Origin of the sequence: Rheinheimera maricola (genome assembly GCF_016918075.2) — a bacterium.
Classification (GTDB): Bacteria; Pseudomonadota; Gammaproteobacteria; order Enterobacterales; family Alteromonadaceae; genus Alishewanella; species Alishewanella maricola_A.
In genome coordinates this window covers 647,579-662,986 of the sequence record NZ_JAERPS020000002.1, presented here as the reverse complement: position 1 = coordinate 662,986, position 15,408 = coordinate 647,579, and the positions used below count along the sequence as shown (strand labels likewise).

Here is a 15,408-nt window from a genome sequence, read left to right as displayed (position 1 = left end):
TTGAACATTGCAATATTCCGGTCAAAAGTAAAATCGCTGATACTGGTTACCTTTGTCATCTTACTGCCATTTGGTGCGCAGGCGGCTCATCCTAATTTGGTTATTACAGCAGCCGATGTGCTCGAAATGCGCAAGGCCATCACTAAGCCGGGGCAATTCTCCAAAGCATATAGCGATCTGAAAGCTCAGGTCGACTTGCAAGTGGCCCAACCCATCATTGTTCCTGTACCCAAGGACGGTGGCGGGGGCTATACCCATGAGCAGCATAAGAATAATTATCAGCTGATGTACAACGCCGGCATTATTTATCAGCTTAGCCAAGATAAAGCTTATGCAGAGTATGTACGGGACATGTTGTTGGCTTATGCACAGTTGTACCCGACACTGGGTCTGCACCCGGCACGCAAAGTGGAGTCACAAAATCCTGGCAAGTTTTTTTGGCAAAGCTTAAATGAGGCCGTGTGGTTGGTCTATACCATCCAAGCTTACGATTTAATTTACGCTGCGCTAAGCGTCCAAGACATTGCTAGCATCGAAACAAAGCTGCTAAAGCCTGTGGCGCTGTTTTTGTCAGAAGGCCAACCCTCTACGTTTAACAAAGTGCATAACCATGGTACCTGGGCCACAGCCGGGGTCGGTATGGCCGGTTATGTGATGAACGAGCCGGAGTGGGTTGAAAAAGCGCTTTACGACCTGGAGAAATCAGGCAAAGGCGGTTTTTTAAAGCAACTGGATGAATTGTTCTCGCCGCAGGGTTATTACAATGAAGGGCCTTATTATCAGCGGTATGCGCTATTACCTTTTGTTACCTTTGCCAAAGCGATTGAGAATAACGAGCCGCAAAGAAAGATTTTTCAGTACCGGGACGGAATTGTATTAAAAGCCATAGATACCACTATTCAGTTGAGTTATGACGGGCTGTTCTTCCCCATCAACGATGCGATAAAAAGTAAGGGTATCGACACTATCGAGTTGGTGCATGGCGTGGCTCTGGCATACAGCCTCACGCAGGCGCCTGGTTATCTGGATATCGCTAAACAACAAGACCAGATCATACTTTCCGGCGATGGCTTAAAGGTAGCGCAGGCTTTGGACAAAGGGCTGGCCGCATCTTATCAATTTAACTCTGTTGCCTTTGGCGATGGCAGTGATGGTAAGCAAGGGGCGCTGGTAATTATGCGCAGCCAGCTGGCGGGCGATCAGGCCGTGCTGTTTAAACCTGCAGCCCAGGGCTTGGGCCATGGGCACTTTGACAAGCTCACCTGGCAGTTTTATGACCAGGGCGAGGAAATTGTGTCTGATTATGGTGCGGCGCGTTTCCTTAATGTTGAGGCCAAATTTGGTGGCCGCTATCTGCCTGAAAACGAGAGTTACGCTAAACAAACGGTTGCCCACAATACGGTGGTCGTGGATGAAACCAGCCACTTTAACGGTGACGTTGAGGTAGGTAACGCAAATGCCCCTGTACTTCATTTCTTTGAGACCAGTGAGCTCGGCACTGTGTCCAGTGCGAAAATTGATACGGCTTACCAGGGTGTTGAGCTAAAACGCACCATGGCTCTGGTTAATCTGGCGGAGCTTGAAAAAACCATAGTGCTGGATCTGTTCGATGTTGTCTCATCCAAAGCGCATCAACTGGATCTGCCGTTACATTATTTGGGCCAGCTTATCGACACCAACTTTAGCTTGGCGGTTAATACTGGTCAGCTGTCGGCTCTGGGCGCTAAAAATGGCTATCAACATCTCTGGCTTAAAGGCCGTGGTTTACCCAAGCAGGGCCTGGCGAAGGTTTCCTGGTTGAATGAAAACGGTCGCTTCTACACCCATACCAGTTTGGTCAATGGCCAGGAGGAGTTTCTGTTCACCCAGTTAGGTGCCAGCGATCCAAACTTTAATTTACGCAATGAACAGGCTTTCGTCCGTAGAGTAAAGAACAACAAGCAACACCGGTTTATTTCTATCCTTGAACCCCACGGCGAATACAATCCTGGCAAAGAATACACGCTGGAAGCAGAGAGTCAGGTAACTGAGCTTGGCTATAGCCAACAAGGTGAAGTGCTGTTGGTAGATATCACTATTGCGGGTTTGCCATATTTGATTGCTATAAACCAAGCCGCAGAGGGTTCAATCAAGCAAGATTTTCAATATCAAGACCGATCGTTTTCCATTAACCGCCGACTGGCTGTTTTTGCACTAAACGATGATGAGGAGTAAGTCATATGAGTAAGCAAAGTAACCATTTTATCTCTGGAGCTGAAGCTGAGATTGAAGATGTGGGTGGTGGCTTAAAACGTCAGATGCTGGGTTATAACCAAGAACTAATGATGGTCAAAGTCTGGTTTGCCAAGGGGGCTGAAGGCTATGTACACAAACATCGTCATTCACAGGTGACCTATGTGGAAGAAGGCGAATTTCACTTCAATATCGGTGGGGAAATCACAGTGATGAAACCCGGCGACAGTTGCCTGATCCCTCCCTTTGTGGAGCACGGTGCAGTGTGTCCGACCGGCGGTATCCTGATTGACACCTTCAGCCCTCCCAGAGAAGACTTTCTTGAGGACTTATCATGAAAATTAAAGGTTTACGCTGGTGGGTAGTGATGTTGATCGCGCTGGCGACCATCATCAACTACATTGACCGCCAATCACTCAGTGTACTCTGGCCTGCTATTGTAGAAGATCTATTTCCTGACAAATCGGCGCTGGAACGCAAACAAATTTATGCAAACATCTCTGTGGTGTTCGTTTTCGCCTATGCCTTTGGTCAGGCGATCTTCGGCAAGATTTTTGACTGGGTGGGAACACGGATCGGTTTCGTCCTCTCCATCGGTGTATGGTCATTGGCCACCATTGCTCATGCATTTGCGCAAGGCTTGCTTAGCTTCAGTATTTTCAGGGCGATTCTTGGGGTTGCGGAGGCGGGTAACTGGCCAGGTGCAACCAAGGGTAATGCCGAGTGGTTTCCGATCAAGGAGCGCGCATTAGCTCAGGGGATTTTTAACTCAGGTGCTGCCATTGGTGGCATTGTCTCTATCCCATTGATTGCGTTTCTTACCGTTTATTTCAGTTGGCAAATGGTCTTTATCATTATCGGTCTGGTGGGTTTTCTCTGGCTGATTCCATGGCTGATTTTGGTTAAGGCGCCACCTGCCATGCACTCATGGATTACTGAAGAAGAACGCGAATATATCCTCACCGGTCAAAAACGCAAACTAACGCCGGAGCAGGCGTCTTTGCCAGAAGAGGCGGAATATAATCCTACTACCAGAGAGCTGCTTTCCCGCAAGCAAAGCTGGGGGGTGATTATTGCCTCTGCCGCCATCGATCCGATTTGGTGGTTATTTGTTTTCTGGATCCCTATTTACCTGAATGAAGTTTACGGTATGGATGTTCAGGCTATAGGTATCTATGGCTGGGTGCCTTATGTGGGCGCTATGCTTGGTGCCTGGTTTGGTGGCCTGCTAGCCCAGAACAGGCTGAACGCGGGGTGGAGCGCAGATAAAACCCGTAAACTTACCATCACCTTAGGCTGCTTTATTATGTTGCCATCATTACTTGCAATGGCTAACCCCGGAGCGCCAGTAGTTGCCGTGTTAATTATGGCCGTTATTTTATTTGGTTTTCAAACGGCTATTGGCAACGTGCAAACGCTTCCCAGCGATCTCTTTAGCAAGAGTGCAGTGGGTACCCTGGCAGGATTCTCTGGCATGGCTGCTAAATTAGGCGCAGTGGGGCTGACTTCTTTGGTTCCTTACCTCACCGCTGACGGAAATTATACACCGGCGTTCGTGATAGGTGCTGTGCTGGCGATTACTGCAGTTGCCGCTGTGTGGATATTGATCCCCACCATCGAACCTTTAAAGAAACCCTTAAAGAAAGCTGAGTAAAAACATGACGAAGATATATTTTTTCGGTGAGTGCATGGTTGAACTCAGAGAACTGGATGACGCGACGATGGGGCAGTCGTTCGCCGGTGATGTATACAACTCAGCGGTATATATGAAGCGCTGCTTTGCAAACATAACCGTAGCAATGGTCACCGCTATTGGTCGCGACCGGCTTAGTGAGAAAATGCTTACCCGCTTCAAGCGTGAGGAATTAGATACACAGTTTGTGTTTCAGCATCCAAGCAAAGTACCGGGTATGTATTTCATTGAAACCGATAGCGCCGGCGAGCGGCGCTTTACCTACTGGCGTAACGATTCTGCAGCCAAGAAAGTCGTCCAATTTCTTAACGATGATGTGGTTGAACAATTAACCGCAGCGGACATGTTTTTTTTCTCAGGCATTCCACTGGCGATTATTGACGAAGACAGTCGGGACGCGTTTTGGCAAAAACTGGAATGCTTGAAATTGGCCGGTGTAAAGCTGGTGTTTGATCCCAATTACCGGGCGCAGCTTTGGGTTAGCAAAGACGATGCAATTGCACAGTTTAACAAAGCCTTTCACTTAAGTGATATCGCCTTACCTGGTGTCGAAGACTTGAGCGTACTTTACGGCATTAAGTCTGCGCAGGAAGCGATTGACTTTTGCCAGCAATATAATCTGGAAGAAGTCGTGGTAAAAGACGGGCCGAAATCGGTTATCACACTCACCGGCACTGAGCGGCACAGCCACCAGATCACCCCTGTCACCAATGTTGTAGATACCACGTCTGCTGGTGATGCATTCAACGGCGTTTATCTTGGGGCGCGGTTGTCAGGAAAAAACGTCTTTGACGCGGTACAACTAGGCGCCAAAGCTGCCGGCACGGTAATACAACACCCGGGCGCGATAGCACCTTTAGTCGCATTTAAACAAGCCATGTCTGAAGCAGGCATATAGCTATTATTGCAAAACAACATTTACTATTAATTGAAGAGAAATTCAGACATGACCCGCTTTTCTGAACTGATGTCAGGACAGACATTGTTACCAATTATTCAAGCTCAATCGCCCAAACAAGGTGTTCAAATCGCCCGGGCTATGGCCGATGCCGGTATTACGCTGGTCGAAGTGGTATTGAGGACCAGCGCCTCTCTTGCTGCTTTAACCGCGATTAAGCAGGAAGTACCCCAACTTATAGTCGGCGCAGGCACAGTGATCGATGCCCGCATCCTGAATCAGGCACTTGAAGCAGGTTCGGATTTCATTGTGACCCCGGCTGTCTCGGCGGCGCTATTGGCTGAATTGGCCAGCTGTAAAGTACCGGTGCTACCTGGGGTTTCCAATACCGGTGAGATTTTGCTGGCGTATGAGCATGGCTACGCAGAATTGAAACTTTTTCCGGCTTCTTTATCGGGTGGTGCGGCCTTCCTGCGGGCTATGTCGTCGGTTTTCCAGTCGATTCGTTTTTGTCCGACGGGTGGCGTCAATCAGCAAAATATGCAGGACTTTTTGTCATTGAGTAATGTCTTTGCGGTAGGTGGGACCTGGGTTGCAGCTGCTGAGTGGGTTGAACAGGGTAATTGGCAAGCCATCACAGCAGCCTGCCAGCAAGCACTGACCAGACCATAATCAGAGATTAGCCAGTCAGTTACTCAGATTAAAGCAGGTGCGGTCTTGGCAGAGCAAAAGGAGCAACAATGAAAACAATAAACGTTATGCTGGCGCTGTGCTTAATGTTGTTGCCATTATTCGTCAGTTACGCCAGTGAAAGCGATGGAAATGAAACAAGCATTGTGATGCCACTATCCCATCAACAATTAGAGCAAGGGGTGCTGCTGGGGAATTTTATCCAGTTGGATCCCACGAAAAAGCCCAGTGAAAATTTTGACTTGCTGGATTGGAGTCTTACCCTGCCGACGGATCTGAACAAAGATAAAAAAGCAGACATTGTATACGAGCGGGCACTGGCCGATGGATTTGAGCTGAAACCGTTTTTTTACACCGCAGAGGATGGCGGCATGGTGTTCGCCTGTCCCAATGAAGGCGCCAAAACCTCGAGCAATACCAAGTATGCCCGAACGGAATTGCGCGAAATGCTCAGGCGCGGCAAAACGCAGATAAAGACGCAAGGCGTAACCAAGAATAACTGGGTATTCAGCCAAGTACACGGTTCGGTCAAACGAAATGCTGGCGCGATTGAAGGCAGCCTGGAAGCAACACTTGCCGTTAACAGGGTGTCGATAACAGGTGACGAGAGACAGGTGGGTAGGGTGATTATTGGTCAGATCCATGCAACAGACGATGAGCCCCTGCGTCTTTACTACCGTAAACTCCCTAATAATGAAAAGGGTTCCATTTACTTTGCCCATGAGATAAATGGCGGCGATGATATCTGGGTCAATATTATCGGCTCACGTTCTCATACACTTTCAGACCCCGAAGACGGTATTCGATTGAACGAGAAATTCAGTTATAAAATTACAGTGGAAAACAGCGTTTTGTTTGTCACTATTATTCGCCCCAACAAAGCCAATATTACTAAATCGCTGGATCTTAGCCAGAGTGGCTACCACAGCAATAATCAATACATGTACTTTAAAGCGGGCGTGTATAACCAAAACAACAGCGGTGATCCCAGGGATTATGTGCAAGCGACTTTCTATCATCTTGATAATCAGCACAATAATTAGCAATTTTAGTTGAATTCTCTCTCCTAATACTTAGCAATCAACGCACAAATTGGTAAACCAATTTGTGCGTTTTTTTTGGCTGTTCATTCGTGCTGCTTTTAGCTTTGCGCTTTACCTTGTAAGTTTGTGATTTTTCATTGGTAATTAATATTGGTAACATCTTAATTTAATAATTGGTTGATATGTGGATTCTGTTTGGTTATATTTCAAACAGATAATGTATTACTTGGATATAACAGGTAATCCAAATAACAAGATCGCGAATAAGGACAACGGGGAAATAGATATGTCGCTGATATTTGATAATGATGCAGACTCAAGCAAACAAGAGAGGCAATTCAGGCTGTCGCCAGTTGCAAGATTGGTGAAAATGGCAGTAGTCGTCTCTCTGACCAGTTCTCTTGCGTTTTCTGTTAATGCGCAAGAGACCAACAATCAGTCTAAAAAAGAAGCCGATAATATAGACGTTGAAGTGATTGAGATTGTTGGTACCCGGAAAACAATCCAGGATCAAATTGCCATAAAACGGGAGGCGACGTCGGTCGTTGACGGCTTATCTGCTACCGACATCGGTGATTTACCCGCACTTTCAATTGGTGAAGCCTTAGAGTCAATAACGGGGGCAGCGTCTCACCGCGAGAATGGTGGTGCTACCGAAATTACTATCCGAGGCTTAGGTCCGTTTTTGAGTGCCACACACATTAACGGTCGTGAAGCGACTAATGGCAGTGGTGACCGCTCGGTTAACTTCTCTCAATTTCCGTCGGAGTTAATGCAAAAGGTCGCTATTTATAAAACTCAGGACGCATCCTTGATCGAAGGTGGTGTTGCTGGCGTCATAACCTTAGAAACGCTTAAGCCGCTGGACTACGGTAAACAGCAAATTCAGGGCGAAGTAAAACTGAACTATAACCCTGATGAAGCCAATATTGACAACTCATTACACGGAAACGTGGGCGGTCGGGCTACATTCAGCTTTGTTGATCAATTTGAGTTTGACAGTGGTCAGTCCTTAGGCGTTTCTTTCGGTGTGCAACGTCAGGATATCAGCCAACCTGAAGCTGAATACCGCAGTTCAAGCCCTACCGGCGCGTCTTTGTGGGCATGTTTGAACGATCCTACCAACAGCAATGAAGGTTTTTTCCGTAGCAGTGCAGGCGATTGCGAAGATCAGGTCAGTGGTAGTAGTAACCAGGGTTATCAGACTGCTATTGATCCTGCGACGGGTAAAGCACAAAGTGCTGGCACGCCTTACGCCTGGGCGGGAAGTAGCCGTAGCTACCGACAAAACGAAACGTCTGATGAGCGTGATGCCGTGTTTCTTGCATTACAATATCGTCCTTCCGAAGCGTGGGATATTAACGTCGACGCTCAACTCTCGGATCGTAATCAGGCGGAAGCACGTCATGACTTACTGTTTTTACAAAAGCGCGTCACGCCGGGTGTAACCGGTCAAAATCTTATTACCAATGACGTAGGGGGGATTCTGCACTGGGAAGGCGAAGAACGTTTTGAATCAGCCGGCGAGCAGTTTTCTCGAGAAGAGAATTATGTTGGTTACGGCCTCAATGTTGAACATTTTTTCAACGATCGCTTAACCATCACTGCCGATTTTGGTTACTCGCAAACAAAACGTGAAGAGTTGCAAATTACTAACCGGGGCAGAACGCCTGGCCGCCCATTCTTAACATGGGATATGGGGAAGTATATCCCGCATATTACCGTCACTGATTTTGACGTGACCGATATATCGAACTTCACAGACAGCTTACGAACCCTGCTTGACCGGGAAAATGTGCGTGAAAACGAGATTGTTTCTGCTCGCCTGGACTTCAAATATGCGCTGGACGGCGGTGTGTTCACCAGTGTGCAAGCTGGGGTCAGAGCTTCTGAATTAACCTTTGTGCAGTTTGGTGGCAACCAGGGCAATGGTTCGCGAACTGAAGTATTGCTGAATGAAGGGGCAATATCAGCATTAGACGTATTGGCGCAATGTCAGATAGATTTCCCTGAAACCGACTTTTTATCCTCAGTGTCTGATGGCGATCTTATTACCCGTGTAGACACTAACGGTAACGTCGTGGCCAGTGGTACTGGCTCGTCATGGGCGACTTACGATAATGTCTGTTTCTCACAAGCGCTGGTGGCTTCAGTTGGTGGAGATTTTGCCTACCCGCAAGTTGAGTATGAAAATTCGGGAACTCAGGATGTCACTGAAAAAACCCTGTCGGCTTATGTTATGGCCAACTACGATACGGAAGTACTAGGTAAGTTTGTTCGCGGTAATTTTGGCGTGCGGCTGGTTGATACCGACGTAACGTCAATTGGTTTCAGAAACAGTTTTGATGTTGTCACCAATGAATTAGGGGTGCTGAGCCTGGTAACCGGGGATTCTTTGGAGTCCATTACCGGCGGCGGCGGTTATACCGAAATACTTCCCAGCTTTAACCTGGTAGTGGATTACAGTGAGGACATTCTGCTGCGGGCTGGCATTTACCGGGGAATGTCCCGTGCGAACCCCAGTGACATGAGTTACAGCCGCACATTTCAAACTGATGAGAGTGTGACGCCAACCACGTTGGCTGACTTATTTGTCGGCGTAAATGGCTCAGGCAATCCGAATACCAAACCACTGATGTCCTGGAATTACGATGTCGCATTGGAATGGTATCCGAACGAAGATTCAATCTTCGCCCTTAGCCTCTACTACAAACAGTTCCAGGGTGGGTTCCAACAACGCACAGTATTGGAAAACTTTATTGTTGACGGTCAGACAGTGACGTTGCCGATTACCAATTCGGTCACCACGGAAAACTCAAGTGACCTGTACGGGTTGGAGGCTTCTGTCGCCTATCGATGGGACAATGGTATTGGCATTAAGCTGGGTTACAACTACGCCGACACTGACTTCGAGTATGAAGACAGTTTATATGGCGATACCTATATCACGGATTTAGACGGCAGCACTCGTCAATTGACTGTCGGCATTGTGCCACCTGCCTCGGTTCCAGGCTTTTCTGAACATGTATTCAGTGGTCAGATTTACTATCAGATCGGCGATTTTGATACTGCACTTATCTACAAGTATCGCAGTGAATATTTTCAGCCCTATACCAACGATGCAACCAGACTGCGTTATGTCGATGAAGTCGGTGTATGGGAAGCTCGCGCATCTTACAAAATTAATAAAAATATCCGGGTAAAAGTGGAAGCGATTAACTTGTTCAGTGCACCCAAGTCACAGGATTTCTTTGTGCAGGGTAACCTGGGAGAGGTTAACGACTATGGTCCACGATTTTTTGCCGGCATTAGCTTGAAGTACTAATCGATTCACGTGAGAGCTGAATCAAGATGCGGGAGAACGTCCAGGCCCGCGAGTATTTACATAGATTACTTTTGTTCAGTGACGAAGCAACGTTTTAGAGCTGAACTTATTAGGAGCACAAAGCATGGTTAAGCAGTCTCTGATACCCATCATCCTGGCAACCGTTTTGGTCGGTTGTAGTGGTGGTGATAACGATGAACTGAATGGTAATAGCAGAGGAAATATCAGCATCACCGGTGGTGCATTAATCGCAGGTACCACCCTCTCAGCAACGGTGAGTGATTCCGACGGCATCCGAAACGATACCCTGGTTTACGCCTGGTCAACCGGTGTTACTGGTTCGTCATACACAATTACAGAAGCTGATGAAGGTTCTGTAATCTCAGTGTCTGCCAGATATACAGATGAAGCGGGTATCACAGAAGGTGTAGGCGCATCGACGTCAGTAATACTGCCAACCCTGGATGTGACAGCAAATGTGGTAAAAGGGCCGGTGAGCGGAGCAAATTGTGAAATATTTGCCGTTACTGGCGCGGGTGCCGCGGTAACACCGGCGCAGGCTTCGGCAATTTCCAGTAGTACGGGCAGTATCACTTTTACTGACGTTCATTTTGAAGGTGCGGGCTTAATCTCGTGTTCAGGCGGTACCTACAAAGATGAGTCAACGGGCGTAATGCTTGATGCGCCAGTATTGAGGGCTGTGGTTAATGTAGTTGAAGGCAACGCAGAAACGCCAGCACCCTCTTATGTCGTGTCTCCTTTAACTGAAATGGCAGTACAGGCAGCGGGATCCGATCTGGGCGCTTTTGCTGAGCAGGCTGAAGTAATAAATGCGCGCTTTGGTATACGTTTTGACATTACAACCGTTTTACCGACTGAGGTAGGCGTTGTGCCGCTGGGTGCTGCAGGCGCAGTAGATGCCGATCGCTATGGCTCTGTATTAGCGCTTTTGTCGCAACTCGATGCTGACAACGCTGACAAAAATATAGCGATGTTGATCGCCGAAATCGCTGCTGATTTAGCTGACGGTGCGTTTTCACAGCAACTATTAGATGGCTTTGAAACGGCCCAGTTGAATTTGCAAACCGTGTCAGTCATCGCCAATGATGTTGATGTCTCTTTGCTTGATATTATCGGATCCGCGATTGGATACAACAACACCCCTGTCGCTGCAATCATCGAAGGGATGTTAAGCGGAACCGTGCAACATACTGCCACTGAACCGTTAACGGGTTCGGTCACAGTGATTGATCCCAACTTTGGCGAAGATGGAGTTCTGGCACAAAGTGACGTGCTTCTCGACTATGGTACCTTCAGTATCAGTGCTCAAGGCAATTGGTCATACACGGTAGATGTGAACAACGAAACGGTCGCCAGCCTTGAAATTGGCAATTCTGTTAGTGATACGGTAACCATCACATCGATTGACGGCACCACTGCTGAAATCGTCATTCGCATTGCAGCGCTTACACAATTAGTAAAGATTTCAGATACCGGTAATGACACAGGTGAACTGAGATTCAGTGTAGATAATTTACGTCAAGGTAAACTCAGTGCTATGTTTTCTAAAGGCGTAACCTTGGGCAGTGATGGCAATATTAAAGATGCCTACATTACACTGTATGGCTCTTCCGGTAGTTCAAGTGAGGCGTTGATTGATTTGCGTATTCAAGGTACGCAAACGGACGCTAATGGTATTACCATTGGTCCTCGTTTCCTGGTTAGAAACACTGAAAGTGCAGCTTATCCAGGTGTGATCGTTACCGCACCCTTTGTTGAGGCGCAATTCTATACCGTTGAAATTGCCTGGGATTTAGATGCCGCTGAGCAATTAACCCTTACGATAAACGATGAAGTGATTGGTGGCGGGTCGTTCTCTACTGCCGCGGTGGTTGATCCCGACTTCACTGATCTTAATCAGTGGTTCGCTGATGGCATTAAGGCCATTCAATTTAGATTGGGTGACAATGACAGAACGATACCCTTTGGTTCTTTTTATGTCGACGACATTGCGGTCTATTCCGACGTTGCGGGCACCGCCAGCGTATTCGAAGATGATTTCGAAAGCTACGCAGAAGGCGAAACCCTTGATAGTGTCGGCAGTCGTTATAACTTAGCGATCTATTCTGAGGTTGTGGTATTTGATGTTGGCAATGGCACTGACGAGCCAACACCAGCAGCTTTCTTTGACTTAACCGCGGCCCTTTCAAGTGATGCTACTGAAGCATTGACCGGAACCGTCACTGTTGTTGACCCGGATGAAGGTGAAGCCTTTATTGTTCCTGCCTCGTTCTCCAGCACATTTGGCGAGTTCGCCATTATGGACAACGGCGCCTGGACCTACTTGCTGGATACAACCAACAGTATCATTGCGGCTCTGGTAAGCGGTGAGCGCGAAACGGATACGATCACGATTGAATCTGTCGACGGCACGACCGCTGAACTGGTGATTACCATTACCGGTGTTGGCGGAGATACCGGTGGCGCCAATAAGGTCGCCGTCATTATCGATACTGATCCAACTGATACCGGCGAGCTGCGTTATGCACTTGGCAGTGATGGCCCACTGGCGCAAGGTCGTATTACCGTATCTGTTAAGCGTTTAGATGATGAATTAGGCGATGGTGATGCCTTTATCACGCTATTCAATGCTGCAACCAATAACGATGGTGCGATTTTAGATCTGCGTATCAAAGATGACAGCTTTGAGGTGCGCAGCCCAAGTGGTGTCGATACGTCGGCGGCCAGCGTAGTGTTAGATACCTTCATGGATGTTGTCATCACCTGGGAATATCCCAATGGTAACTTAGAGGTCACGCCATTGGTTACGGTTGAAGTTGATGGTGTCAGTTTTGTCGCCGAAGGCTTTACTCCAAATAACAATGCTATAGGTGGCGTGACTCACGTGTCGTTCCGCTTTGGTGACAACAGTGGTGTACGGGCAGAGACCGGTAAATTTACTATTGATGACTTAGTCATATACGCCGACACGGCGGGAACCAGCGTGGTATTTGCTGACGATTTTGAGTCATATCTTGATGGTGATTCTCTGGACACGGATAACCCTGCATCACCTTATAACTCAGCAACGTCTGAAGCAAAGGTTGAGTCTATTGGCGACGCTGGTGGCCCTGGTACACCGGGCAATAAGATTGCTGAAATACGCGATACCGATGCGTCTGATACCGGAGAGTTAAGATATGCGCTTGGTGAGAATGGCCCACTAGCGCAAGGTCGTATTACCGTATCTGTTAAGCGTTTAGATGATGAATTAGGCGATGGTGATGCCTTTATCACGCTATTCAATGCTGCAACCAATAACGATGGTGCGATTTTAGATCTGCGTATCAAAGATGACAGCTTTGAGGTGCGCAGCCCAAGTGGTGTCGATACGTCGGCAGCCAGCGTAGTGTTAGATACCTTTATGGATGTTGTCATCACCTGGGAATATCCCAATGGTAACTTAGAGGTCACGCCATTGGTTACGGTTGAAGTTGATGGTGTCAGTTTTGTCGCCGAAGGCTTTACTCCAAATAACAATGCTACCGGTGGTGTAACTCACGTGTCGTTCCGCTTTGGTGACAATGGTGGTGTACGAGCAGAGACAGGTATATTTACTGTTGATGACTTGGTGATATACGCCGATACGGCGGGAAGTAGTGTGGTATTTTCTGACGACTTCGAAGCCTATGCCGAAGGTGACTCGTTGGATACTGACAACGCTGTGTCACCTTATAACTCAGCAACGTCTGAGGCTATCGTAGCGGTTGAATAACGCCTTTCATGCTCTGCTGGGTGATAGCTCAGCTACAAAAGGAGTATAAAGAGTAAAGGTGAGAGGAAGGCGGGAGAGATCCCGCCTTCTATTTTTTTGACTATTCGCTGCCTGCATAGCCGATGTGGCTGTTTTTAATCTCATAGAACGTAGCCTGGGCAAACTCTTCTGCATTGCTTGAATTATTAACGTTATACACGCCAACTTTGAAATAGTGGTACTGACCATCCTCAGCATACCGACTTTCAGACATATCATAATTAGCCACCACATCGGCCTTGCCTTCACGGCTAAGGGTGACGGTAAGCAAGCTAACATTGACGTTGATACGGTAACTAAAGGTCTCGTTCAAAGCGATGCCATCCAAAGGATTTGCGGCACTGTTGCTGCGTGAGCCAATCATGTCGACATAGGTTTCAATGTTGTCACCGTCACTGTTTTTAACCCTGCTCTCATGCGCGAAATATATGGCACCGCGCTCATTGCCGGGTAGTTTCCGATAGTATAAGCGCACAGGCTCATCGTCATTGGCGTGGACTTGACCAATGATTACCCGGCCAATCTGAAAGTTTTCGCCAGTGGTGGTAACCTGATTAACCGCCATCGTTACGCTCAGATCGCCGTCAAAGCCACCTGCGATTGTTCGCCCTTGTGCTGATGCACTGCCAAACACCCAGTTGTTTTTATTCACGCCCTGCGTGCGGATACTGCTATCGCCACGGCGTAACATTTCGCGGAGTTCAACCCGCACATAGGCTGTATTGGCAGAGGTCTTAAAGCCATAACTGGGTGAGCGCATAACAATGCCGCCATCAGCTGAGGCATAAAAATATTCTGAATTGGTATAACCGTCTGCAAGGTCTGTTTCTGAAATGGAATCGGCGGTGCCACTATTATCTTCATCAGTCGGGATACTCAGGTACCAATCTATCAACTCAATACCCAATTCATTGGGAAAGCGTTCGCTGAAGTTGCCACCGGCGTCCGGGCAACGATGCGCCTGAACTTCCACAATGGCATTATTTTGATTTTGGTTATTACCAAGCCCGATTATCTTGATATAGCGGGCTGATGTTGGCTCGATTTTTACCAATTCAAAGCCACTGTGTCTGCCGCTGGAGTCTGCTTGTGTTAATACGGTGGCCCAAGTGGTGTTATCGGTAGAGGTTTGTACGGAAAATCTCGCGATACGTTTATCACCATCAAACCACTTAATGGTGAGTGCGCCCAGTGTTTTCGTGCTGCCCAAATCCAATGTCAGTGCGGCGTTGTCATCATCACTTGACCATCTTGATTTGGACGAGGTGTTGCCATCAATGGCATTGGCTGGCGGGTATGCCAAATTATCCACGCCAGCAGAGGCAGAGAGTGTCGGGTAAACCTGATTACTGCATTGCTCAGGTAAGGGGATCACCGGGGGAGGCGGAGAAATTTGGATTGGGCCATTACCGTCACTACTCCCTCCGCAAGCTGTCACAGCTAACGCTAAGCTGGTGACAAGAACGAGGGTATCCAGTTGCCGGATTCTTTTTGACTGACAATACATCAGCACATCTCCTACTCGCATGATTAATAGATCTTGGTATAGATCTGGCTTTGTGGTCAGCCTGGCTCCACTTTTTGTACCAAGCATAATTACCAATATCGCATAACTGGTCAACCTAAATGTTTTCATTAAAGATGCTAGTATCAGATTTCAACCCGCTTACCATCGGTAGCTTGTATGAGCTATCCAGTCATTATGTCTCCTTA

9 protein-coding genes are annotated in these 15,408 nt (G+C 47.7%); 8 read left to right on the top strand and 1 reads right to left on the bottom strand.

All coding sequences use genetic code 11. The features are described from left to right. The 8 genes from I4W93_RS08620 to I4W93_RS08585 all read left to right on the top strand — a co-directional run bounded on the left by I4W93_RS08620 (window position 1) and on the right by I4W93_RS08585 (window position 13,656). Window positions 1–2,214, top strand: a complete 2,214-nt coding sequence (locus I4W93_RS08620) for a heparinase II/III domain-containing protein (protein WP_205309823.1) — start codon at window positions 1–3, stop codon at window positions 2,212–2,214. Between the two features lie 5 nt (window positions 2,215–2,219). Next, entirely contained in the window at window positions 2,220–2,570 is a 351-nt protein-coding gene (locus I4W93_RS08615; protein ID WP_205309822.1) for a cupin domain-containing protein, read from the top strand. Continuing rightward, window positions 2,567–3,886 carry an MFS transporter gene (locus I4W93_RS08610; protein ID WP_205309821.1) on the top strand — a complete coding sequence of 440 codons (1,320 nt, stop codon included), beginning with the start codon at window positions 2,567–2,569 and terminating at the stop codon, window positions 3,884–3,886. The genes I4W93_RS08615 and I4W93_RS08610 overlap by 4 nt, the downstream gene beginning before the upstream one ends. Window positions 3,887–3,890: 4 nt before the next feature. Next, a complete protein-coding gene (locus tag I4W93_RS08605) occupies window positions 3,891–4,823 on the top strand; it encodes a sugar kinase (protein WP_205309820.1) in 933 nt (310 codons plus the stop codon). A 48-nt stretch (window positions 4,824–4,871) separates the two neighbouring features. Then, window positions 4,872–5,495 carry a bifunctional 4-hydroxy-2-oxoglutarate aldolase/2-dehydro-3-deoxy-phosphogluconate aldolase gene (gene eda / locus I4W93_RS08600; RefSeq protein WP_205309819.1) on the top strand — a complete coding sequence of 208 codons (624 nt, stop codon included), beginning with the start codon at window positions 4,872–4,874 and terminating at the stop codon, window positions 5,493–5,495. A gap of 68 nt (window positions 5,496–5,563) precedes the next feature. Continuing rightward, complete coding sequence (locus tag I4W93_RS08595; protein WP_205309818.1) at window positions 5,564–6,556, top strand: polysaccharide lyase family 7 protein; 993 nt, start codon at window positions 5,564–5,566, stop codon at window positions 6,554–6,556. Between the two features lie 286 nt (window positions 6,557–6,842). Next, window positions 6,843–9,881, top strand: coding sequence for a TonB-dependent receptor (locus I4W93_RS08590; RefSeq protein WP_205309817.1), 3,039 nt, complete (start codon window positions 6,843–6,845; stop codon window positions 9,879–9,881). Window positions 9,882–10,005: 124 nt separating this feature from the next. Further along, on the top strand, window positions 10,006–13,656 hold the full coding sequence (locus I4W93_RS08585) for a VCBS domain-containing protein (RefSeq protein WP_205309816.1): 3,651 nt from the start codon (window positions 10,006–10,008) through the stop codon (window positions 13,654–13,656). Between the two features lie 100 nt (window positions 13,657–13,756). Here the strand turns inward: I4W93_RS08585 and I4W93_RS08580 are convergent, their stop codons facing one another. After that, on the bottom strand, window positions 13,757–15,070 hold the full coding sequence (locus tag I4W93_RS08580; protein WP_205309815.1) for a polysaccharide lyase family 7 protein: 1,314 nt from the start codon (window positions 15,068–15,070) through the stop codon (window positions 13,757–13,759). Window positions 15,071–15,408 lie beyond the last annotated feature (338 nt).